The organism is Amycolatopsis sp. NPDC004368 (assembly GCF_053602515.1).
In genome coordinates this window covers 441,766-464,076 of the sequence record NZ_JBSGDT010000003.1, presented here as the reverse complement: position 1 = coordinate 464,076, position 22,311 = coordinate 441,766, and the positions used below count along the sequence as shown (strand labels likewise).

Sequence of the window (22,311 nt, the reverse complement as noted above, 5' to 3'; positions counted from 1 at the left end):
GTCCCTCCTGTGGGGTCGCGGGGGGTTCGGTTGGGGTGTGCTCCGCGCCTCCCGGGGCGCCGCGCGCGGCGCACGGGTCGCCGGAGCCGATCTTGTCGCAGCCGGTGATGGCGGGCTTGTTGGTGGGGAAGCTCGGGGCCACCGTCACCATCGACGAGCCCGGCCGGCCCGTGGCCTTGATCGGCGCGCCCAGCAGGTCGAAGTAGTGCGACCAGTCCCAGTACGGCCCGGGGTCCCAGTGCATGCCCGCGATCGTGGCGGGAGTGGTGCCCGGCACGTTGTCGTGGCCGATGATGTGCGCGCGGTCGAGCGGCACGCCGTAGCGCTTCGCCAGGTAGCCCACGAGCTTCGCCGACGAGCGGTACATCGCTTCGGTGTACCAGGTGCCCTGCGCGGCGAATCCCTCGTGCTCGACACCGATGGACTTCGTGTTGACGTACCAGTTGCCCGCGTGCCAGCCGACGTCCTTCGTCGCCACGTGCTGGGCGATCAGGCCGTCCTGCGAGCGCACGGTGTAGTGCCACGCGAGGTACGTCGGGTCCTGCGCGAGCGTGAGCGCGTCGTCCCAGTAGCCCTCGGTGTCGTGGATGACGATCGTGTCGATCTTCTGGCTCTGCGGCCGGTCGGCGAGGTCGTGGTTGCCGTAGTCGCCGCCGGGCAGCTCCTGGTACGGTGCCGGCACCGACTCGCACGCCACCGTCTTCGGACACTCCGTGGCGGCGGGCGCGGCGGTTTTCAGGCCCAGGCGGTCAGCCTGCTTCGTGTCGGGCGTGACGTCGGAGTCCGGGGCGAGCGTCACGGCCTGACCGTCGTCGGTCGTGCGCGTGACGCCGGTTTTGATCGTGCTGTACACCTCGTCGGCGAACGTCCGGGCCGCGTTCGCGTCGTCCGACCCGCTGTACGCCGCGACGGCGCCGTACCAGTCCTTCGGGTCTTCGCTGCTGACGCCCAGCTTGCGCTGGTACTCGGCCAGCAGCGCCGCGCCACCCCGGATGTTCTGCCGGGGGTCGGTGCGCAGCGTCGCCGCGTCGGTGCGCAGCAGCGCCGCGGCCTGATCCACGGTCTGCAGACTCGGCGGCGCCTGCGTGGTCTTCCTCGCGGTCGCGGGCCTCAACGCCGGTCGGGCGTCATCGCCCCGCGGATCTTCACCGGTGTCGTATTCGCTGGTCATGACCCCGGCCGTCCGCAGGTCCGTGAGGTGCATCGGCCCGTACCCGGCCGCCGTACTGGGCGTCCCGGCGTGATAATCCCAGCGCGACTCGAGGTAGGACACCCCGAGCACCACGTCGAGCGGCACGCCGAACTCGCGCGCCGCACTCACGAAGTCCTGCTGACGCTGCTGGTTCTGCTCTTGGGCAAGGGCCGGGCTCCCGGCAGCCGCCAACGCGACCACCAGCACCCCCGCCCCACCCGCGACGGCCAACCGCCGCGAAACGGAGTTCGACATTCGGTGAGGACCCCCAGGTGTAGGTACCTTTCCGGCGAAACTTAACCAGAAACCCGCGCGCCCGGTAAGCCTTCAAGCAGGTGGTTTGCCCGCTTGTCCCCGGCTGACGACCACGACCAACGAGCCGTCGAACGTCGGCTGATTCGAGAGCGCACCGTACTTCGCGGCCCAGGTCCCGTCTGCGAGGTTGGTTGTGGATCGCTTCCGTGTCACTTCGTCGACACGCGTTTCCTCAACGCCTCACATGAAGAACTCAGTGATCCCCAGGACCCCGACTACTCAGGTGAGCTCGGCCAGGAGCGCCCGTACCCGGGCAAGGATCTCGTCGCGGATCGGGCGGACCTCGGCGAGTGGTTTGCCGGCCGGGTCGTCGAGTTGCCAGTCGAGGTAGGTCTTACCGGGGAAGACGGGGCAGGTGTCGCCGCAGCCCATGGTGATGACGACGTCGGAGGACTGGACCGCTTCGGTGGTCAGGACCTTCGGGGTTTCGGCCGAGAGGTCGATGCCGGCTTCGGCCATCGCCGCCACGACGGCCGGGTTGAGCGCGTCGGCGGGTTCGGACCCGGCGGAGCGGACCTCGACGCGGTCGCCGGCGAGGTGGCTCAGAAAGGCGGCGGCCATCTGGGAACGGCCGGCGTTGTGCACGCAGACGAACAGCGCAGTCGGGCGAGTCATGGGCGAGCCTCTTGAAGTGCGACAACATCCCTACGTCCGAACAACACCGCGACAAGACCCAGACCGACCACCGCACCCACGAACTGCGCGACGACAAACGGTGCGACCGACCCGGGAGCGATCCCGGCGAACGTGTCGGTGAACGCGCGGCCGATGGTCACCGCCGGGTTCGCGAACGCGGTGGACGACGTGAACCAATACGCGGCACCGATGAACGACGCGACCGCCACCGGCGCGTGGTGGGCGCGGCCCGCGCGGCCGAGCCCGAAGATCAGCAGGAGCAGCCCCGCCGTCGCCACGACCTCGCCGAGCCACAGCTGCGCGCCGGAGCGGTCGTGCCCGGACCACTGCACGAGAGGCTGCCCGAACATCGCGTTCGCCAGCACCGCGCCACCGACGCCCCCGGCGATCTGCGCCGGCACGTACGCGGCGACCTCTCGCAGGGCCAGGCCGCGCCCGAAGAACGCGAGTGAGACCACCGGGTTGAAGTGCGCCCCGGAGACCGGGCCGAGCAGGGTGATGAGCACGCCGAGGCCGAACACGGTGGCCAGGGAGTTCGCCAGCAGCTGCACGCCGACGTCGGGCGACAACCGCGCCGCCTGGGTTCCGGAGCCGACCACCACGGCCACCAGCGCCGCCGTGCCCACCGCCTCGGCGGCGGCCCGGCGCCGGAGCGAGGCGGTCACGCCTCGACCCGCAGCACGCCGGCCAGACGCTCCATTGTGGACGGAACAACCCAATAGTAGACCCACGTCCCCCGTCGCTCGCAGTCGATCAAACCCGCCTGCCGCAACAGCTTCAGGTGGTGCGAGATCGTCGGCTGGGCCAGGTCGAACGCCGGGGTCAGCTCGCACACGCACGTCTCGCCGCCCTTGCGCGACGCGATCATCGACAGCAGCCGCAGTCGCACCGGGTCACCGAGGGCCTTGAACACCTTCGCCAGCTCGGTCGCGCCGGCCGGGTCCAGCGGCGTGGACGACAGGGTGGCGCAGCAGGCAGCGGACTGGTCGGCCAGCTCCAGCTCTTGCATCGACATCCGTCTATCTTGACGTTTGTCGATCCAAGGCGCAAGGTTGCATCCACAATCATCGATACAGGCAGTTGGGGTGATGCGTGATGACCGATTCAGACTTGCGCGAGACGGTGCGGCAGCGCTACGCCGCGGCGGCGTTGAAGGCCTCGAACGGCGGCGCCGCGTGTTGCGGGCCGGAATCCGTCGAAGTGGGCGAGAAATTCGGCGAGACCCTCTATCCCGCCACCGACCGCGATGCGCTGCCCGCCGAAGCCCTCGCCGCCTCGCTCGGTTGCGGCAACCCCACCGCCGTCGCCGACCTGAACCCGGGGGAGCACGTCCTCGACCTCGGCTCGGGCGGAGGCATCGACGTCCTGCTGTCCGCCCGCCGCGTCGGTCCGGGCGGCAAGGCGTACGGGCTCGACATGACCGACGAGATGCTGGCTCTGGCCAAGGAAAACGCGGCCAAGGCGGGCGCCGGCAACGTCGAGTTCCTCAAAGGCACCATCGAAGCCATCCCGCTGCCCGCCGACACGATCGACGTCGTGATCTCCAACTGCGTGATCAACCTGTCCACCGACAAGGGCGCCGTCTTCGCCGAGACCTTTCGCGTCCTCAGGCCGGGCGGCCGGCTCGGCGTGTCCGACGTCGTCGCCGACGACACGTTGTCGCCCGCGCAGCGAGCCGAGCGCGGGGACTACGTCGGCTGTATCGCGGGCGCCCTGTCCTTCGCCGAGTACCGCGACGGCCTGGAAGCAGCGGGCTTCACCGACGTCGACATCACCCCGACCCACCCCGTCGCCGACGGCATGCACTCGGCGATCGTCCGCGCCGTCAAGCCCGCTGCCGGGCACCCCGACCACCGCGGAGAGGCCCGCTGAACCACCGCGGAACAAAACCGCCGGTCAGGCCCGGCGGAGCGAAGTTCCCCCACGTCGGATGGACCCTCCTTGCAAACCTGGCACTCCCGTGGCTAGAGTGCTAATCGAACGGCCCGAACACGCCCGGCACCCGCGACGGCGGGGGTGGTAGGAGCCGTAAGTCATCCTGCCGACGCTTTCGACGACCGTGGAGGTCAACCCGGTGAGCGTGAACATCAAGCCGCTCGAGGACAAGATCGTTGTCCAGACGAGTGAGGCCGAGGAGACGACCGCTTCCGGCCTCGTCATCCCCGACACCGCCAAGGAAAAGCCCCAGGAGGGCAAGGTTCTGGCCGTGGGCCCGGGCCGCATCGACGACAAGGGCAACCGTGTGCCGCTCGACGTGGCCGTGGGCGACGTCGTGATCTACTCCAAGTACGGCGGCACCGAGGTCAAGTACAACGGCGAGGACTACCTGATCCTCTCCGCCCGCGACGTGCTGGCCGTCATCAACTGACGTCCGCTCGCAGCGCATGACGCCCCGGGCCCCGCAGCAGCCGGGGGACGGGGCGTTCTTGCGTCTTAACCCACCTGAAAGGTAAGCGGAACACGCTATGCCCAAGCAGATCAGTTTCGACGAGGACGCTCGTCGCGCGCTCGAGCGCGGGGTGAACAAGCTCGCCGACGCCGTCAAGGTGACCCTCGGCCCGCGCGGTCGCCACGTCGTTCTGGACAAGAAGTTCGGCGGCCCGACCATCACCCTCGACGGTGTCACCGTCGCGCGTGAGGTCGAGCTCGACGACCCGTTCGAGAACCTCGGCGCGCAGCTGGCCAAGAACGTGGCCACCAAGACCAACGACGTCGCGGGTGACGGCACCACCACCGCCACCGTGCTGGCCCAGTCGCTGGTCCGCGTCGGCCTCCGCAACGTCGCCGCCGGTGCCAACCCGACCTCGGTCGGCAAGGGCATCGAGGCCGCGGCCGAGAAGGTCGTCGAGGTCCTCAAGTCCAAGGCCACCCCGGTCAAGGGCCGCGAGAACATCGCGCAGGTCGGCACCGTTACCTCCCGCGACGCCACGATCGGCCAGCTGCTCGGCGAGGCCGTCGAGCGCGTGGGCGAGGACGGCGTCATCACGATCGAGGAGTCGTCGACCCTGGCGACCGAGCTCGTGATCACCGAGGGCGTGCAGTTCGACAAGGGCTTCCTGTCGGCGCACTTCGCCACCAACCCCGAGGACCAGAAGGCGATCCTCGAGGACGCCTACATCCTCCTGTCCCGCGAGAAGATCTCGGCGCTGACCGACCTGCTCCCGGTGCTGGAGAAGGTCGTCGAGGCCAAGAAGCCGCTGCTGATCATCGCCGAGGACGTCGACGGCGAAGCGCTGTCCACGCTCGTGGTGAACTCGCTGCGCAAGACGATCACCGCCGTCGCGGTCAAGGCGCCGTTCTTCGGCGACCGCCGCAAGGCGTTCCTGGACGACCTCGCGTTCGTCACCGGCGGCGAGGTCGTGTCCGCTGAGATCGGCGTGAAGCTGTCGGAGATCGACCTCAGCTCGCTGGGTCGCGCCCGCCGCATCGTCGTCACCAAGGACGACACCACGATCGTCGATGGCGCGGGCTCCAAGGACGCCATCGCCGGCCGGATCGCGCAGATCCGCAAGGAGATCGAGACCACCGACTCCGACTGGGACCGCGAAAAGCTGCAGGAGCGGCTCGCGAAGCTCGGCGGCGGCGTGGCCGTGATCAAGGTCGGCGCGGCCACCGAGACCGAGCTCAACGAGCGCAAGCACCGCATCGAAGACGCCGTGGCGTCCACGAAGGCGGCCGTCGAAGAGGGCATCCTCCCCGGCGGCGGCTCGGCGCTCGTCCACGCGGTCAAGGAGCTCGAGGGCGACCTCGGCCTGACCGGCGACGAGGCCACGGGCGTCCGCATCGTCCGCGACGCGCTCACCGCGCCGCTCTTCTGGATCGCGACCAACGCGGGCCACGAAGGCGCGGTCATCGTGAACAAGGTGCAGGAGCAGAGCTGGGGTCAGGGCTTCAACGCCGCCACCGGCGAGCTCACCGACCTGATCGCGGCCGGCATCGTCGACCCGGTCAAGGTCACCCGCTCCGCGGTCGCCAACGCGGCCTCCATCGCCCGGCTCGTGCTCACCACGGAAAGCTCCGTGGTCGAGAAGCCGGTCGAGGAGGAGCCCGCCGCCGGTGGCCACGGCCACGGGCACGCGCACTGATCTCGACCAGCAACGCGAAGCGGGGCGGCACTCCTCTCGGGAGTACCGCCCCGCTTTTGTTTTCGGCCCGGTCAGGCCGCCCAGCCTCCGTCCACAGTGGTCGCCGTGCACTAACTCACCGTCGGGCCCCACGAGGTAGGCCACCGTGCCCGCGATCTCCGACGGCCGCGCGTACGACCCACGCGCGATGTGCGGCTTCTGCGCGGACGAGAACGGCGAGTCCTCGGGGTTCATGTCCGTGTCGGTCGAACCCACGTTGACCACGGTGACGTTGATCCCGCGCTCGGCCAGGTCCCGCGCAAGCCCTCGCGTGAGGCCGATCAGCGCGCTCTTCGACGCGGCGTAGAGGCTCATCCCCGGGAACGGCACGCGGTCGGCCAGCGCGCTGCCCATCGACACCACCCGGCCGCCGCGCGGCATGTGCCGGATCGCCGCCTGGGTCGTTACGATCACCGATCACAGGTTCACGTTCAGCAGGTAGTCGATGTCGTCGAGCACCAGCTGGTCGATCGGCGCGGTGACCAGCACGCCGGCGTTGTTGACCAGGATGTCCAGCCCGCCGAGCTCCGCCGCCACCCGGTCGACGGCGGCCGTCACGGCGGCGGCGTCCACAGCGTCGGCCTGCACGGCGAGGGCGCGCCGGCCCTGCTCCTGGATGGCGGCGACGAGCTTCTCTGCCCTCTCGCGCGACTGTTCATACGTGATCGCGATGTCGGCCCCTTCGGCCGCCAGCCGTGAGGCGATCGCTTCACCGATGCCGCGGCTGCCGCCCGTCACGAGCGCGACTTTGCCGTCCAGCGTTTCTCCGGGGCAAGGAACGCAGGGGCGAGCGGAGGCGAGGATCCTCCTGCGCGTGCCCAATACTCCCGGGATGTGGGAAAGTTTCCTTCACCATGGGCAACGTGAAGCTTGATCGCTTCCGGTTACCGCAAGGGGGTGGGGTTCACGCCGTGAACCCGCCGTCCACCGTGATCGAGCCGCCGGTCAGGTACCGGCCGTCCGGTCCGGCCACGTGTGCGACCGTCGCCGCGACGTCGGCGGCTTCCGCGTAGTGGCCCAGCGCGATGTGCGGCAGCTGCCCGGCCGCGCCGGGGCCGTCGGCGGGGTTCATGTCGGTGTCCGTCGAGCCCGGGTGGACGACGGTGGCGGTGACTCCGCGCGGCCCGAGGTCACGAGCGAGCCCGCGGGTCAGGCCGACCAAGGCGCTCTTGGTTGCCGAGTACAGGCTCACGCCCGGAAACGGCACGCGCTCGGCCAGGTCGCTGCCGATCGAGATCACGCGGCCACCGCGCGGGAGGTGGCGCAGTGCGGCCTGGGTGGCGACCACGACGGCCCGCACGTTGACCGCCAGCATGCGGTCCACCTCGTCCACCGAGAGCTCCTCGAAGGGCGTGCCCGTCATCACGCCGGCGTTGTTGACGAGGATGTCGAGCCCGCCGAGCTCATCTGCCGTGCGGTCGACGGCCGACTTCACGGCGTCGACGTCAGCTGCGTCGGCCTGCAGCGCGAGGCCGCGCCGGCCGAGGGACTCGACCTCCTTGACCACGGTCTCCGCCCGGTCCACGGCGCGTTCGTAGGTGATGGCGACGTCGGCGCCATCCTCGGCCAGTCGCTTCGCGATCGCGGCGCCGATGCCTCGGCTACCGCCCGTGACGAGTGCGACCTTGCCGTCGAGCTTGCCCATGAGGGTTCCTTTCTGTATCGATGACTACATAAAAGACGACGTACGATGGCGTCGTCAAGTTTTTCTGTATCGCTCACTAAAGAAGGTGGTCCATGTCACCGCGCGGCCGACCTCGCGCGTTCGATCGCGAACGCGCGCTCACCGAGGCCATGTTCGTGTTCTGGGAGCGCGGCTACGAAGGCGCTTCGCTGGCCGATCTGACCGGGGCGATGGGCATCAACCCGCCGAGCCTGTACGCGGCCTTCGGGGGGAAGGAGGCGCTGTTCCGCGAAGCGGTGGAGCGCTACGGCCAGACGTACGGCAGCCACACGCGGCGCGCGTTGAGCGAATCGCCGACCGCGCACGCGGCCATTGAAGCGATGCTTCGCGACAACGCCCGCACGTACGTGGACACGGACCACCCGACCGGCTGCATGGTCGTGCTCGCCGCCACGAACTGTTCACCCGCGAACGGGGCCGTGTGCGCGCACCTCAAGGCGCAGCGCGAGGAAGTCCGTGACCTGGTGCGCGAGCGGCTGCGCCGGGCGGTCGACGAGGGTGAGCTGGCCGAGACCGTCGACGTCGGAGCCCTCGGCACCTACTACACGACGGTCCTGTTCGGCCTGTCGACGCAGGCCCGCGACGGCGTCGGCCTGCCCGCGCTCACCGCGGTCATCGACGCGGCGATGCGGTCGTGGCCGGGCACTCCGGACACCGTGCCGGACGCAGTGCCGGACAACCCCGCCCAAGACAAAACAGGGGCGGCGTCCGAAAAGGACACCGCCCCGGTGAAGTCGTGATCGTGCTCAGCCGCCGGACATGCTCAGCACTCGCTTGTCCTGTTTGATCAGGTTCTCCCGCTCGGATTCCGAGAGCCCACCCCAGATCCCGTAGGGCTCGTGCACGGCGAGTGCGTGCCGCCGGCACATCTCCAGTACCGGGCAGGCCAGGCAGACCGCTTTCGCCCTGGCCTCACGGCGTGCCCTAGCCGGCCCCCGCTCGCCGTCCGGGTGAAAGAACGCCGCGCTGTCCATCCCCCGACACGACCCCTCCAGCTGCCAGTCCCACATGTCCGCGTTGGGACCGGGAAGCCTGCGCGTGTCTGCCATCCTGACCGCCTCCGTCATCCGGTCGATGCCATTAGCTGCTCTGCTGTGGTGCCGATACTCCATTCGGTGCAACGGCGGTAACGTTAGAAGCGCGCCAATAGTTGTTCAAGGGCTTCCGGATGATTCAGCCGTTAGGCATCCCCCGGAATGGTGAGCAGGGGTTTTGGCTCCGGTTGCCGTGACTCCCCCGGGCCCGCATATTGGCCGGGTGGGATCCGGAGCGCGTGAAGGAGAACCCACCCTGCCGGTGGCCTCGGTCGCACGCCGGCTCGGGGTCGCCCCGTCGACCCTCCGGACCTGGGACCGGCGCTACGGCCTGGGCCCCAGCCGCCACACCGACGGCCGCCACCGTCGCTACGGCAGCTCCGACATCGACCGCCTCGAGCTGATGCAGCGCGCCCTGCTCCGCGGCGCCTCGACCGCCGAGGCCGCCCGCTTCGCGCTGCAGCAGATGCCCCGCACCGAGCTCACCCCGCTCGTCGACGAACCCGCCACGCCCACGCAGCCCGCCCCCGCGGACGGCGAGGTGTCATCGCGGCTGGCCCGGCGCCTGAGCACGGCCGCGCTGGCCATGGACGTCGGCGCCGTGCAGCGCATGCTCGCCGAGGCCCTCGACGAGCTCGGCGTGCTGGCCGCGTGGTCCGGCGTGGTGGAACCGGTGCTCACGGCGCTGGGCGCGCGCTGGCGCGGAGTGAGCGCGGGCGCCGAGGTCGAGTACCTGCTGGCCGAATGCGTGTACGCGGCGCTCGTGCGCGCGACTCCCGTGCTCGACGCGCCGCGCAACCTGCGCCCGGTGCTGCTCGCCTGCGTGCCGGAAGAACGCGACACCATGCCCGTCTACGCGCTCGCGGCCGCGCTGGCCGGGCGGCGGATCGGCGCGCAGCTGTTCGGCGTGCCGCTGCCCGCCGAGGTCCTGGCGGTGGCCGTGCGGCGCAGCGCGCCGGCGGCCGTGGTGCTGTGGGCGCACCGGCGTGACGCGGCGGATCCGCGGCTGTTCGCGCGCGTGTCCCGCGGCCGGCAGCGCAGCCGCCTGTTCGCGTGCGGACCCGGCTGGGACGCCGGCGCGCTGCCGGACAAGGTCGAGCTGCTCGCCGACCTGCCCGCCGCCGCGGGCCGCGTCGAGCACGTTCTTGTCGGGGCCGGGCGCTAGAAAGGTCACGTGCAGCAAGACTCCCTCGCCGAGCTCGCGTTCGGTGATCTCCTGCCGCCGCCGGTGCCGGTCGCCGCGCCGCGCTCCGCCGCGCCCCGGCAGCGGCTGCTGGCCGCCGTCGTGCTCGGCGCGCAGGGCCGGTACGCCGCCGCGGCCACGGTGCTGGCCGACCTGCGCCGGGCCACCGACCCCGTGGTCGCGTCGCTGGCCGCGACCACGCTGGCGTCGCACCGCCGTCAGCTCGGAGGCCACGTCGCCGCGCGAGCGCTCGACGGACGGGCCCTGGCGGTCCTCGACGGCCGGGTGGGCACCACCGACCCGAACGGCCTCGACGCCACCGGCGCGCGGGCCGACGCCCTGCTCGGCCTGGCCGCCGACAACCTCGCCCTGGGCCGGCTCACCGCCGCCCGGCGCCTCGCGGCCCGCGCCGCCGCCACGGACGACCGCTGGCGCGCCACCGTGCGCGGCGGCTGGGTCGGCGCCGAGATCGAGCTCGCCGCCGGCCGTCCGCGGGAAGCGATCGCGCCCGCGCGCCGAGCGGCCGAAACGGCGCGGGTGCACGGCTCGCGCCGGCACATCGTCAAATCCGACATCGTGCTCGCGGTGGCACTCGCGACCGCGGGGGAAGTGGACGAACGCACTACTGCACTCGACGTCGTCACAAATGCCGCCAACGCCGCCGAGAAATACGAACTCTATTCACTTATTTGGGTGGCGGCGCGCGTGGCGGCGGATCTGGACCCCGGACACGCCGAGAAGTATCGATTCAGAAGCCGAGAAGTGTTGCACGCAGTGTTACGACGCGCCGATCCTTGCGTGATGCGGATCGCAGAGGATTCACCTTGGGTGCCCGAGGGGCCCGGTTGAGCCCTCTGGAAACGCCGTTCCGGCATCCGGGCTAAGAAACTTCAAAAAAAGCCACCGGATCGTGTCAAGGTTCGGGCTAAAGCGTCCGATAGGGGAAGTGGAATGTCACCCGGCTGCAGGAAGGAAACCCCGTGACGACGGTCTTGATCTGCGACGACCGACGCAGTGTCCGCGAAGGGCTCACCCGCGTGATGTCCGCGGTCCCAGGGGTCAGTCGCATCGACTGCGTAGCGCACGGTGACGAGCTGCTGGCCCGGTACACCCGTCAGCCGGTCGACGTCGTGCTGGTCGGGACGCAGCGCGCGGTCCCGACGGGCGTCGAAGCCACGCGGCGGCTCGTCTCCGCGAACCCCCAGGCGAACGTCATCGTCTTCGGTGCCCCCGACGACGCCGGCAGCATCGCCGCCGCCATCGCCGGCGGTGCCCGCGGCTACCTCCGCTGGGACGCCTCGCGCCCCGAGCTGGTCGCCGCGCTGGCCCACACGCTCGCCAGCACCTCGGTGCCGGCGCCGCGGCAGCCGTCGGACCCCGGCGTGCAGCTCACCGAGCGCGAGCTGCAGGTGCTGCGCGGCATGAGCCAGGGCAAGAGCAACGGCCAGATCGGCCGCGAGCTGTACCTGTCCGAGGACACGGTGAAGACGCACGCGCGGCGGCTGTTCCGCAAGCTCGGCGTCCGCGACCGCGCCCAGGCCGTGGCCCACGGCTTCCGCCGCGGCCTCGTTTCCTGACACTGCTGTACCACGCTCCGCGCGTGACAGGTTGAGTCCGTTCTGACGCCACGGTGACGACGGGCCAGGGTTAACGCCCTGGCCCGTACCTGTGTCTCCGTGCGTTGTCCTTTACGGACGCGGTGGATTTCCGCCCGGCAGATGTGGTCTGTGTCACCTGTCACGTTCGTCGCCTTCGTCCCCACCGCTCGGGCAGGCTGCCTTCCGGCAGCGCCCTCCCGGGCACTAAGCCGTACCCCGCTGGTCAGCCGCTCGTTGGACCTCTGGTCGACGAGTGCGGCACAGCCGCGGCCGCGCTCGCGGCGCGCCGGTGGGCACCTCTGGCGGTTGTCGGAGAGGTTGCCGACGGTACGGTAACTGTCACCGGCGGGCGGGGCACGATGACCACGCGCCGGATTCTTAGCACGCCTACACGTAACACTGGGACTGTTGTCTGCGATGGCCAATGTGGGGGATGGACTGGATGAGCCGGTCGCCGCTGCCGTAGAGGGAGATCCTCAGGCGGTGGACCGGCTGCTGGCTGCCATCCGCCCCCTGGTAGTGCGGTATTGCCGTGCTCGGGTTGGCAGGCAGGAGCGTTCGTTCGCTTCGGCAGACGATGTTGCGCAGGAGGTGTGTCTCGCGGTGCTCACGGCATTGCCTTCGTACCGTGAACAGGGCCGCCCGTTTCTGGCTTTCGTCTACGGGATCGCCCAGCACAAAGTGGCCGACGCGCACCGCGCGGCGGCCCGCAACCGGGCCGAACCGGTCGCCGAGGTCCCCGATGAGATCGAGGTCGGCGTCGGCCCGGAGCAGCGCGCGCTGCAGGGCGAGCTGAACGAACGGATGGCACAGCTGCTGCAGGTGCTGCCCGACAAACAGCGCGAGATCGTCGTGCTGCGGGTTGTGGTGGGTCTGTCGGCGGAAGAGACCGCGGAGGCCGTCGGGTCGACCCCGGGTGCCGTTCGAGTGGCCCAGCACCGAGCGCTTGCTCGCCTGCGTAAGGTGCTCGCCGCCGAGGAGGTGATCTGAGTGACCGATCACGACGACGATCGTGACCTGTCGCCGTCCGCGCATCTGAACGGCATGACGGCCTACGACCCGGAAGCCGACGGTGACCTCACGGCCATCCAGGCCGACGACGCGCTGCTCGACGCGCTCGGCGGCACGGACCCGGCCATCGCCGACGGACTCGGAGACCAGGAGCTCAACGCCCTGCTGCTCGCGTGGCGCCGCGACATCGACAGCGAGCCGCTGGCCGAGCTCGTCGACGTCGACACCGCCGTCACCACCGTGAAGACGGCTTCTCTGGCGCGCAAGCACTCCGGTCGTGGCCGTCGGCGCCGCTACCTGGTGCCGGTCGCCGCCGCGTGCGCCGCCGTCGCGATCGCGTTCGCCGGCACCGGCCTCGCGGCTCGTGATGCCCAGCCGGGCGACACGCTGTGGGGCCTGACCAAGGTCCTCTACACCGACCACGCCCACTCGGTCGAGGCCGCGGCCGCCGCGAAGCTCGACCTCGAGAAGGCCAACCTCGCCCTGGCCGACAACCGCCTCGCCGACGCCCGCAAGGCGCTCGACGACGCGCAGGCCGCGCTGAACCAGGTCACCGACGACGAGAACCGCGACCAGCTGATCGAGCAGCACCGGCAGCTCGCCGCCCAGCTCGGTGACCCCACGGCACCGCCCAGTGGCCAGAACCCGCCGAACAACCCGGCCACCACGCCGCCGGCGAACAACCCGGCCAACACGGCGTCGCAGCAGTCCAGCGGCCAGCCGACGTCCCTGCCCGGCACCGGGTCCGGCTCCACCAACCCGCCGGCCACCAGCAGCGTCACGCAGCCGCCGCCCCCGCCGCCGCCGGACACGACCACCAGCTCTCCGCCGCCCCCGACTACGCCCACCGACGCGACCGGCAACGGCACCGACCCGGGCAGCGGCGGCGGCAGCCCCCGCAACGAGTCCTCGGACAGCGGCGTCGGCGGGCAGAGCATCTCGACCGACAACCCGTAGGTCCCGCTTTTCGACGAACGCCCTGGCACCCGCCGGGGCGTTCGTCGTCTGCGCCCGAGTACACAGCGCCCGAGTACACAGCGCCCGAGTACACAGCGCCCGAGAACACAGCGTCCGAGTACACAGCGCCCGAGAACACAGCAGAACGGCCCCGGCGATCCGAAGATCACCGGGGCCGTTCGACTACCGAACCTCAGTACGCGCTCTCGTTCGCCGTGACACCGTCGGCGAAGCCGCGGCAGTAGTCCCAGCTCACGTAGTCGCCGGGGTTCGGGTCGAACGCGGGCTCGTGCGGGCGCATGCGGCCGTCCGCCAGGAGCTGTTCGAGGCTGGCGCGCAGGAGGTGCCAGTCGTGGTAGTGGGGTTCGTCGCATTCGCCGCAGTCGACGACGATGCCGCGGACACCGCGGGGCTCAAGAAGGGCCTGGTACACCGCCAGGTCGGAGAGGTCGGCCAGGAGCTCGGTGCGTTCGTCCGGGCTGATGGGCTCGTCCAGCTGGTCTTCGGAGTCGAGGAAGGCCCGGGCCGGATCGTCCGGGTCGTCCGCGAAGGGGTCGGGGGGCAACACGTCGTGCGGCACGGCGTGCACGGTACCCGCCGTGTGGCGCCCGTCCCCACCCACCCGGGTCAGGCGCAGCGCCCGGATATCATGAGGGGAAGGCTCAGCCAGCCCCTCGGCCAGATCGCTCACCCCCGCCAGGAAGGCCCTTCGCCCGCTATGACCAGCGAAAGCATCACCGCCCCCGTGCCCAGCAAGTTCGCGATGCTGGGTCTGACCTTCGACGACGTGCTGCTGCTGCCGGCCGAATCCGACGTGGTGCCCAGCGGGGTCGACACCAGTACCCGCCTCACGCGCAACATCACCCTCAACGTTCCCCTGGTCTCCGCCGCCATGGACACCGTCACCGAGGCCCGCATGGCGATCGCCATGGCGCGCCAGGGCGGCATCGGCGTGCTGCAGCGCAACCTGCCGATCGACGAGCAGGCCGCCGCCGTCGAGGTCGTGAAGCGGTCGGAGGCCGGCATGGTCACCGACCCGGTCACCTGCTCGCCCGACGACACGCTCGCGGAGGTCGACGCCCTCTGCGCCCGCTTCCGCATCTCCGGCGTCCCGGTCACCGACGCGTCCGGAGCGCTCGTGGGCATCATCACCAACCGCGACATGCGGTTCGAGGTCGACTTCACGCGCCTGGTGAGCGAAGTCATGACGAAGGCGCCGCTGATCACCGCACAGGTCGGTGTCACGGCCGACGCCGCGCTGGGCCTCCTGCGCCGGCACAAGATCGAGAAGCTGCCGATCGTCGACGGCGCGGGCAAGCTGCGCGGCCTGATCACGGTCAAGGACTTCGTGAAGACCGAGCAGTACCCCAACGCCACCAAGGACACCGACGGCCGCCTCATCGTGGGCGCCGCCGTGGGTGTCGGTGCCGACGGGCACAAGCGCGCCATGACGCTGGCCGAGGCCGGCGTCGACGTGCTGATGGTCGACACCGCCCACGGGCACTCACGCGCCGTCGTCGACACGGTGAAGCTGCTGAAGAAGGAGCTCGGTGACACCGTTGACATCGTCGGCGGCAACGTCGCCACGCGCGCGGGCGCGCAGGCCCTCGTCGACGCCGGTGTCGACGGCGTGAAGGTCGGCGTCGGCCCGGGCTCGATCTGCACGACCCGCATCGTCGCGGGCGTCGGTGTGCCGCAGATCTCCGCGATCTACGAGGCCGACCAGGCCTGCCGCCCGGCCGGCATCCCGGTGATCGGCGACGGCGGCATCCAGTACTCCGGCGACATCGCCAAGGCCATCGCGGCCGGCGCGTCCACCGTGATGCTCGGCAGCCTGCTCGCCGGCACCGCCGAGTCGCCCGGTGACCTGATCCTCGTGGGCGGCAAGCAGTTCAAGGTCTACCGCGGCATGGGCTCGCTGGGCGCCATGCAGTCGCGCGGCCAGGGCAAGTCGTACTCTAAGGACCGCTACGCGCAGGACGACGTGCTCAACGAGGACAAGCTCGTCCCCGAAGGCATCGAAGGCCGCATCCCGTTCCGCGGGCCGCTGGCCAACGTCGTGCACCAGCTCGTCGGCGGCCTGCGTGCGGGCATGGGCTACGCGGGCGCCGAGACGATCGCGCAGATGCAGGAGGCGCAGCTCGTCCGCATCACCGCGGCCGGCCTGAAGGAAAGCCACCCGCACGACATCACGATGACCGTCGAGGCCCCGAACTACTCGGCGCGGTAACTCTCCGAGCCGCACCCCTTCGAGGCGTTGATCTTCCCCGAACGGGGTGCGGCGGGCATTTGTCCCGTCGCGGGAAACCCCGGCGTACGGCTGAGTGGTGCGGTGAAAGCGGATCGTCTCGCCGAGTTGTTCGTGGTCGTCGTCGGCTTCGCCCTGCCGCCGGCGATCGGGGCCGGCGTTGTGGTGCAGTTCGCCGGGCCTTCGCACGTGGAGGCGGCCCGCGTCGTGCGCTGTGACGAGGTGCGCGACCCCGCGAACCCGCCGACCCGCTACGCCCTGCGGTTCACGACCGCCGCGGGCGAGGCCGTGGACGTGCTGAGCACGGATCCCGAGCTCGACACCGAGGTGGGCACGGCCGTGGAACTCACGCGTTCGGACCGGTCCGGCGCGGTGCGCGCGGTGCGCCACGCCGGCGAGACGACGATCGTGCGCACGTCGGCGTTGATCGGGCCCGTGTGGGGTGGCGTGGTCGGGGTGGTGGTGCTCGCCTACGCCGTGTGGCTCATGGTGCGGGGCGGGAAGCGGGCGCTGCCGCTGTCGCTCGGTGTGGGCCTGGTTTCCGCGGTCGCGGGGGGCGCGGCGGGCGCGACGTGGTTCTGACCCGCCACAGCAGCACGGGTGTGGCCAGCATCAGCAGCCCCGCCAAGCCGATCGCCTCGCGGGTGCCGAGCCACGCGCCGAGCGCGCCCCACACCAGCGTGAGCGCGGCCCGCGTCGCACCACCGGTGATGCTCCACGCGGACAGCACCCTGGCCGCGCGCGAGGTTTCCGTCTCCTGCAACCGGTAGGTGGCCGACACCGGGTTGAAGACGCCGATCGTCAGGATCAGCCCGAACTCCACGAGCATCACGAACCCCAACCCGGCGAGCCCGCGCGGGGTGAACGCGAGCGCCACCGGCCAGATCACGCGCAGCGTGCCGGTGACCAGCAGCACGCGGTCGGGGCCGAAGCGCGCGGTGATGCGCCGCGACAGCCGCGAACCGAGCAGTCCGCCCAGGCACGGCACGCCGAACGCCAGCCCGTACTGCCAAGCCGCGAACCCGAGCTCCCGCAAGAGCAGGATCGCGAGCAGCGGCGCGGTCGCCATGATCAGGCCGTTGACGAGCGTGGTGTTGAAGAACAGCGCACGCAACCGCGGGTGGCCGAGGATGTAGTGCCAGCCGTCGAGCACCTCGCGGGTCCGGACCTTCGCCGGACGCGCGGTGGGCGGCGGCTCGGGTGTGCGGACGGCACCGATCGCGAGCGCCGAGGCGAGGTAGCTCACGCTGTCGAGCACCACCGTGGTGAGTGGTCCGAACACGCCGATCAGCGCCCCACCGGACGGCGGCCCGACGGCCGTGGCGGTCCACTGTGTCGTTTCGAACCGGCCGTTGGCCACGAGCAGATCCTCGCCCGTGGCCAGGCCTTTGAGATACGCGCCACTGGCCGCGGTGAACACGATGTTCGCGGCCGCCACGACCACCGACACGGCCACGAGCTGCCCGAACGTGAGCCCGCCCAGCGCGTACCCGAGCGGCAGCGTGAGGAGCGCGACGAAGCGCACGACGTCCATCACCACCAGGACCGGCCGTTTGCGCCGGAACTCCACCCACGGCCCGAGCGGCACGGCGATCAGCGCGCCGACGGCCAGCCCCGCCGCGGCGAGCACCGAGACCTCGGTGGTGCTGCTGTGGAGCACCGTCACGGCGATGAACGGGAACGCGTCGAGCGCGAGCCACGTGCCCGCGGTGCTCATCGCGTAGGCCAGCCACAACCGTCGGAAGTCCTGTCCCAGCGCCACTCTCGCCCCCTGTTGTCGTCCGACGCATCCAACAGCGCGCGAAACGGCGGTGGCAAACAACCTCGTGGCGCGCCGCACAACCTGCGGTTGTCCGTCCGGCTTAAGGGCCCCGTGCGTTCGTCACCCACGCGGACTAGCGACAATGGACGACGTTGCCGTCGCTGCGAGAAGGGACATCACGTGCGGGATCTGGTCGAGATCGGGATGGGTCGCACCGCGCGACGGGCGTTTGACCTCGATGACGTGGAAATCGTGCCTTCGCGGCGCACGCGGTCGTCGGCGGTGGTGTCGACGGCCTGGCAGATCGACGCCTACCGCTTCGACCTGCCGCTGGTCACGCACCCGACCGACGCCATCGTGTCGCCGGGCACGGCCGTCGCGATCGGTGAGCTCGGCGGGCTGGGCGTGCTCAACGCCGAGGGCCTGTGGGCGCGCCACGCCAACGTCGAGGACGCGATCTTCCGCCTCGTGCGCGCCGCCGAGGACACCGAGGACCCGACGGCGGTCGTGCGCGAGCTGCAGGAGCTGCACTCCGCGCCGGTGCGGCTCGACCTGCTGAGCGAGGCGATCAAGACCGTCCGCGAGTCGGGGGTCACCGTGGCCGCGCGCGTGAGCCCGCAGCACGCCGCCGAGCTCACGCCCGACCTGCTGTCCGCGGGCGTCGAGATCCTCGTGGTGCAGGGCACGATCATCTCCGCCGAACACGTGCAGCGCGACGCGGAACCGCTCAACCTGAAGGAGTTCATCGGCCGTCTCGACGTGCCCGTGATCGCCGGCGGCGTGAGCGACTACCGCACGGCAATGCACCTCATGCGCACCGGCGCGGCCGGCGTGATCGTCGGCCACGGCTACACCCCGGGCGTCACCAGCACCGACCGCGTGCTCGGCATCGGCGTGCCCATGGCCACCGCCATCGTCGACGCCGCCGCGGCCCGCCGCGACTACCTCGACGAGACCGGCGGCCGCTACGTCCACGTCCTCGCCGACGGCGGCATGACCACCTCGGGCGACATCGCCAAGGCCATCGCCTGCGGCGCCGACGCCGTGATGCTGGGCGCGCCCCTGGCCACCGCGACGGACGCGCCCGGCCAGGGCCTGTACTGGACCGCCGCCGCGGCCCACCCGTCGCTGCCGCGCTCGCGCGTGGTCGCCGGCCCGGACTCCGACTACGCCGTGGACCTCAAGACGCTGCTGTTCGGCCCGTCGTCGGATGCCGAGGGCGTGGTGAACCTCTTCGGCGCCCTGCGGCGCGCGATGGCGAAGACGGGGTACTCGGACCTGAAGGAGTTCCAGCGGGTCGGGCTGACCGTCCGCCGCTGACCCCTCGCTTCGGAAAATCCCCCGTGTCCGGTGCGGACGCGGGGGATTTCTGTTCTACGAAGCCGCTCTGTCACGAAGCCGCCGTACGCGCGGCCCAATGCCGGCCACGCCGCGGCGTTCGCCAGTGGCGTCCCCGCGCCGGCCGCAACGGACGCGCGGCGAGGGCGGCCGCCTGGTGCGCGGCGAAGCGGTGCGCGGTCAGTCCCATGAGGACCGGGTAACGGATCTCCCCGTGCCGCAGCTCCGTGTCGCGCGGCCGGCCCTCCTCGCGGAAGCCCAGCTCGCCGTGCAACGCGAGCGACGCGAAGTTGCCGCCGTTCACGCTGACCACGCACTTGCGGTAGCGGCGCTGCTCGAACATCACGGCGAGCAGGATCTTCACGGCGTCGACCGCGTAGCCACACCGCCTGTGCTGCGCGCCGATGCCCACGCCGTAGCTGAACCGCCCCGTCGCCGGATCGGTCTGGACCCACAGCGACCCGACGAGGGTGCCCGTGCGCAGCGTCTCGATGGCGAAGTGGAAGTCGTCCCCGGACCCGGCCGTGCCGCGGTGCGCCGCCCAGTGCCGGTAACCCCCGGCGCGCGGCTCGTGGCCGCGCACGGCACTCCGGTCGAACCCGGCCAGCACCCGGTGATCGGCGGGACGCACGGCCCGCAGCCGCACCTGCCACCCGACCCAGCTCGGCTCGTCGACTTGGGATTTCGCGATCATCGAGGGTGATGATATCGGGATACGCAGCGTGGCAACCGGCGAGTAACTTACCTCTGGTCTGAAGGACTTCCCCGGGTTACCCTCGAACCTGTGACTGCCAGTAACACCACCACAGCGCAGGGCGGGCCCGACTACGACGTCGTCGTGGTGGGGTCCGGGTTCGGGGGCAGCGTGGCGGCGCTGCGGCTCACCGAGAAGGGCTACCGGGTCGCCGTGGTGGAGGCCGGGCGGCGGTTCGCGGACGACGAGTTCGCGAAGACGTCGTGGGACCTCAAGCGGTACCTGTGGGCGCCGCAGCTCGGGTGTTTCGGCATCCAGCGCATCCACATGCTCAACGACGTGATGGTGCTGGCCGGCGCGGGCGTCGGCGGCGGGTCGCTGGTCTACGCGAACACGTTGTACCGCCCGTTGAAGCCGTTCTACGCCGACCGGCAGTGGGCGCACATCACCGACTGGGAGGCGGAGCTCGCACCGCACTACGACCAGGCGAGCCGGATGCTCGGGGTGGTCACGAACCCGACGATGACGCCGTCCGACGTGGTGATGCGTGACGTCGCGAAGGACATGGGCGTGGGAGAATCGTTCCACCCGACTCCGGTGGGCGTGTACTTCGGCAAACCGGGCGAGACCGTGGGCGACCCGTTCTTCGGCGGCGCCGGGCCCGATCGCGTGGGCTGCACGGAGTGCGGCTCGTGCATGACGGGCTGCCGCGTCGGGGCGAAGAACACGCTGGTCAAGAACTACCTGTACCTCGCGGAGCAGGATGGCGCGAAGGTCATCCCGCTCACGACCGTCGCGTCGGTCGAGCCGGCGGGTGACGGATACCGCGTGACGCTGCAGAAGACCGGCACGCGCTCGAAGCGCTTCCGCACGACCGTGACCGCGGGGCAGGTGGTGTTCGCCGCGGGCACGTGGGGCACGCAGAACTTGTTGCACCGCATGAAGGACACGGGTGCGCTGCCGCGGCTGTCGCGCCGGCTGGGGGAGCTGACGCGCACGAACTCCGAGGCGATCATCGGCGCCGCGCGCACCGCGGTGGACTCGGGCCGGGACTTCAGCCGCGGGGTCGCGATCACGTCGTCGATCCACCCGGACGAGAACACGCACATCGAGCCCGTGCGCTACGGCAAGGGCAGCAATGCGATGAGCCTGCTGCAGACCGTCGCCACCGACGGCGCCTCGCCGGTGCCGCGGTGGCGCCAGGCGCTGATGTTCCTGGTCAAGCACCCGCTGCAGTCGGCGAAGCTGCTCAACGGCTACCGCTGGAGCGAGCGCACGGTGATCCTGCTGGTGATGCAGAGCCTCGACAACTCGATCACCACGTACACGCGGCGCGGCCTGTTCGGGCGGCGCAAGTACACGTCGAAGCAGGGCCACGGCGAACCCAACCCGAGCTTCATCCCGGCTGGGCACGAGGCCAACGTCCGCACGGCCGAACGCATCGGCGGCCTGCCCGGCGGCACGTGGGGCGAGATCTTCGACATCCCGCTGACCGCCCACTTCATCGGCGGCGTGCCCATCGGCGACACGGCGGACGCCGGCGTGATCGACCCGTACCACCGCGTCTACGATTATCCCGGATTGTCCGTTGTGGACGGTTCGGCGATCACGGCCAACCTGGGCGTGAACCCGTCGCTCACGATCACGGCGCAGGCCGAGCGCGCGTTCTCGTTCTGGCCCAACAAGGGCGAGGCCGACCAGCGCCCGGCACAGGGCGCGGCGTACACACGGCTCGAGCCCGTGGCGCCGAAGAACCCCGCCGTGCCCTTTCACGCCCCGGCAGCGCTGCGCCGATAGAACAGTGCGCCGTCAGCTCCTACGATCACGGGGTGACCACGACGGCGTTGACCCGCGTACAGGAACTGCAGGCCGAGTGGGCCCGGCTCGCCGGAACCCTCGACGACACGGCGGTGCGCGCGCCCAGCGCCCTGCCCGGCTGGACGCGCGGGCACCTGCTCACGCACCTCGCCCGCAACGCCGACGCCGTCGGCAACCTGCTGACCTGGGCCGCCACCGGCACCGAGCGCCCCATGTACGGCCCCGGCACCGCCCGCGACGACGACATCAACGCCGGCGCCTCCCGCACCACCGCCGAGCTGCGCGCCGACATGATCGCGTCGGGGGAGCGGCTCGTCGACCTCGCGGCGTCCCTGCCCGACGCCGCGTGGACCGCCCCCGTCCGCGGCCGCCTCGGCCAGCCCATCACCGGCGCCGACGCCCTCACGTTGCGCCTCGCGGAAACCACCATCCACCTCGTCGACCTCGACGCCGGCCACGACTTCGCCAGCGCGTGCTCCCGGCTGGGCGAGCGCCTCGACGACGTCATCGCCAACATGATCCGCATGTACACCGCCACGCTGCCGCCCATCCGCCTCACGGACGGCACCCACACCTGGACCATGTCCGACGGTTCGGGCGGCCTCGTGTCGGGCACCCCGGGCGCCGTCCTGGCGTGGGTCTCGGGGCGGGGTCCGGGCGACGCGCTGTCGGGGCCGGTCCCGGAACTGAAGTCTTTGATCTGACGCGGGCAGCGCA

23 protein-coding genes and 1 pseudogene are annotated in these 22,311 nt (G+C 71.0%); 14 read left to right on the top strand and 10 right to left on the bottom strand.

What is annotated here, in order from left to right; translation table 11 throughout:
- From ACWEOE_RS08250 to ACWEOE_RS08235, 4 genes are all read right to left on the bottom strand, one after another.
- Positions 1-1,447 (bottom strand): N-acetylmuramoyl-L-alanine amidase (locus ACWEOE_RS08250; RefSeq protein WP_452005626.1); only part of this gene is annotated, 1,447 nt, incomplete at its 3' end.
- Between the two features lie 279 nt (positions 1,448-1,726).
- Complete coding sequence (locus ACWEOE_RS08245) at positions 1,727-2,122, bottom strand: arsenate reductase ArsC (protein WP_452005623.1); 396 nt, start codon at positions 2,120-2,122, stop codon at positions 1,727-1,729.
- Positions 2,119-2,808 (bottom strand): aquaporin, encoded by a 690-nt coding sequence (locus tag ACWEOE_RS08240; protein ID WP_452005620.1) that lies wholly within the window; start codon positions 2,806-2,808, stop codon positions 2,119-2,121. Before ACWEOE_RS08240 ends, ACWEOE_RS08245 begins: the two co-directional genes overlap by 4 nt.
- On the bottom strand, positions 2,805-3,158 hold the full coding sequence (locus ACWEOE_RS08235) for an ArsR/SmtB family transcription factor (RefSeq protein ID WP_452005617.1): 354 nt from the start codon (positions 3,156-3,158) through the stop codon (positions 2,805-2,807). The genes ACWEOE_RS08240 and ACWEOE_RS08235 overlap by 4 nt, the downstream gene beginning before the upstream one ends.
- 80 nt (positions 3,159-3,238) lie before the next feature.
- On the opposite strand from ACWEOE_RS08235, the gene arsM reads away from it, so the two are divergent.
- The 3 genes from arsM to groL all read left to right on the top strand — a co-directional run bounded on the left by arsM (position 3,239) and on the right by groL (position 6,228).
- Positions 3,239-4,015, top strand: coding sequence for an arsenite methyltransferase (arsM, locus tag ACWEOE_RS08230; RefSeq protein WP_452005615.1), 777 nt, complete (start codon positions 3,239-3,241; stop codon positions 4,013-4,015).
- Positions 4,016-4,217: 202 nt separating this feature from the next.
- Complete coding sequence (gene groES / locus ACWEOE_RS08225) at positions 4,218-4,511, top strand: co-chaperone GroES (RefSeq protein WP_009072407.1); 294 nt, start codon at positions 4,218-4,220, stop codon at positions 4,509-4,511.
- Between the two features lie 97 nt (positions 4,512-4,608).
- Complete coding sequence (gene groL / locus ACWEOE_RS08220) at positions 4,609-6,228, top strand: chaperonin GroEL (protein WP_452005612.1); 1,620 nt, start codon at positions 4,609-4,611, stop codon at positions 6,226-6,228.
- A 159-nt stretch (positions 6,229-6,387) separates the two neighbouring features.
- Here the strand turns inward: groL and ACWEOE_RS08215 are convergent.
- Together ACWEOE_RS08215 and ACWEOE_RS08210 are read right to left on the bottom strand one after the other, a co-directional pair.
- Positions 6,388-7,005: pseudogene (locus tag ACWEOE_RS08215) on the bottom strand (SDR family NAD(P)-dependent oxidoreductase); the annotation flags it as partial.
- A gap of 166 nt (positions 7,006-7,171) precedes the next feature.
- Positions 7,172-7,912 (bottom strand): SDR family NAD(P)-dependent oxidoreductase, encoded by a 741-nt coding sequence (locus ACWEOE_RS08210; RefSeq protein WP_452005609.1) that lies wholly within the window; start codon positions 7,910-7,912, stop codon positions 7,172-7,174.
- A 92-nt stretch (positions 7,913-8,004) separates the two neighbouring features.
- On the opposite strand from ACWEOE_RS08210, the gene ACWEOE_RS08205 reads away from it, so the two are divergent.
- Complete coding sequence (locus ACWEOE_RS08205) at positions 8,005-8,691, top strand: TetR/AcrR family transcriptional regulator (protein WP_452005606.1); 687 nt, start codon at positions 8,005-8,007, stop codon at positions 8,689-8,691.
- A 6-nt stretch (positions 8,692-8,697) separates the two neighbouring features.
- Here ACWEOE_RS08205 and ACWEOE_RS08200 read toward each other — a convergent pair whose 3' ends face one another.
- Positions 8,698-9,018, bottom strand: coding sequence for a WhiB family transcriptional regulator (locus ACWEOE_RS08200; protein WP_452005603.1), 321 nt, complete (start codon positions 9,016-9,018; stop codon positions 8,698-8,700).
- Between the two features lie 190 nt (positions 9,019-9,208).
- Here ACWEOE_RS08200 and ACWEOE_RS08195 point away from each other — a divergent pair, with 190 nt between their 5' ends.
- The 5 genes from ACWEOE_RS08195 to ACWEOE_RS08175 all read left to right on the top strand — a co-directional run bounded on the left by ACWEOE_RS08195 (position 9,209) and on the right by ACWEOE_RS08175 (position 13,734).
- On the top strand, positions 9,209-10,150 hold the full coding sequence (locus tag ACWEOE_RS08195; protein ID WP_452005600.1) for a MerR family transcriptional regulator: 942 nt from the start codon (positions 9,209-9,211) through the stop codon (positions 10,148-10,150).
- A gap of 9 nt (positions 10,151-10,159) precedes the next feature.
- A complete protein-coding gene (locus ACWEOE_RS08190) occupies positions 10,160-11,017 on the top strand; it encodes a hypothetical protein (RefSeq protein WP_452005597.1) in 858 nt (285 codons plus the stop codon).
- 131 nt (positions 11,018-11,148) lie between these two features.
- Positions 11,149-11,745, top strand: coding sequence for a response regulator transcription factor (locus ACWEOE_RS08185; RefSeq protein ID WP_020662719.1), 597 nt, complete (start codon positions 11,149-11,151; stop codon positions 11,743-11,745).
- A 438-nt stretch (positions 11,746-12,183) separates the two neighbouring features.
- Complete coding sequence (locus ACWEOE_RS08180; protein ID WP_452005703.1) at positions 12,184-12,756, top strand: sigma-70 family RNA polymerase sigma factor; 573 nt, start codon at positions 12,184-12,186, stop codon at positions 12,754-12,756.
- On the top strand, positions 12,757-13,734 hold the full coding sequence (locus ACWEOE_RS08175; protein ID WP_452005594.1) for an anti-sigma-D factor RsdA: 978 nt from the start codon (positions 12,757-12,759) through the stop codon (positions 13,732-13,734).
- A 193-nt stretch (positions 13,735-13,927) separates the two neighbouring features.
- Here the strand turns inward: ACWEOE_RS08175 and ACWEOE_RS08170 are convergent, their stop codons facing one another.
- Positions 13,928-14,323, bottom strand: coding sequence for a DUF5319 domain-containing protein (locus ACWEOE_RS08170; protein WP_452005700.1), 396 nt, complete (start codon positions 14,321-14,323; stop codon positions 13,928-13,930).
- Positions 14,324-14,452: 129 nt separating this feature from the next.
- Between ACWEOE_RS08170 and guaB the strand changes: the two genes are divergently transcribed.
- Positions 14,453-15,964, top strand: a complete 1,512-nt coding sequence (gene guaB / locus ACWEOE_RS08165) for an IMP dehydrogenase (protein ID WP_452005591.1) — start codon at positions 14,453-14,455, stop codon at positions 15,962-15,964.
- Positions 15,965-16,066: 102 nt separating this feature from the next.
- Positions 16,067-16,564, top strand: a complete 498-nt coding sequence (locus tag ACWEOE_RS08160) for a hypothetical protein (protein ID WP_452005588.1) — start codon at positions 16,067-16,069, stop codon at positions 16,562-16,564.
- Here the strand turns inward: ACWEOE_RS08160 and ACWEOE_RS08155 are convergent.
- Complete coding sequence (locus tag ACWEOE_RS08155; RefSeq protein WP_452005697.1) at positions 16,467-17,699, bottom strand: MFS transporter; 1,233 nt, start codon at positions 17,697-17,699, stop codon at positions 16,467-16,469. The two genes, ACWEOE_RS08160 and ACWEOE_RS08155, sit on opposite strands and share 98 nt — an antisense overlap.
- A 225-nt stretch (positions 17,700-17,924) precedes the next feature.
- On the opposite strand from ACWEOE_RS08155, the gene ACWEOE_RS08150 reads away from it, so the two are divergent.
- Positions 17,925-19,064: a GuaB3 family IMP dehydrogenase-related protein gene (locus ACWEOE_RS08150; RefSeq protein WP_452005585.1), complete on the top strand. Its 1,140-nt coding sequence runs from the start codon at positions 17,925-17,927 to the stop codon at positions 19,062-19,064.
- A 70-nt stretch (positions 19,065-19,134) separates the two neighbouring features.
- On the opposite strand, the gene ACWEOE_RS08145 is transcribed toward ACWEOE_RS08150, so the two are convergent.
- Complete coding sequence (locus tag ACWEOE_RS08145) at positions 19,135-19,776, bottom strand: GNAT family N-acetyltransferase (RefSeq protein ID WP_452005582.1); 642 nt, start codon at positions 19,774-19,776, stop codon at positions 19,135-19,137.
- A gap of 90 nt (positions 19,777-19,866) precedes the next feature.
- Between ACWEOE_RS08145 and ACWEOE_RS08140 the strand changes: the two genes are divergently transcribed.
- Positions 19,867-21,573, top strand: coding sequence for a GMC family oxidoreductase N-terminal domain-containing protein (locus tag ACWEOE_RS08140; protein WP_452005579.1), 1,707 nt, complete (start codon positions 19,867-19,869; stop codon positions 21,571-21,573).
- A gap of 32 nt (positions 21,574-21,605) precedes the next feature.
- Positions 21,606-22,298, top strand: a complete 693-nt coding sequence (locus tag ACWEOE_RS08135; protein ID WP_452005576.1) for a maleylpyruvate isomerase N-terminal domain-containing protein — start codon at positions 21,606-21,608, stop codon at positions 22,296-22,298.
- The last annotated feature ends 13 nt before the right edge of the window (positions 22,299-22,311 follow it).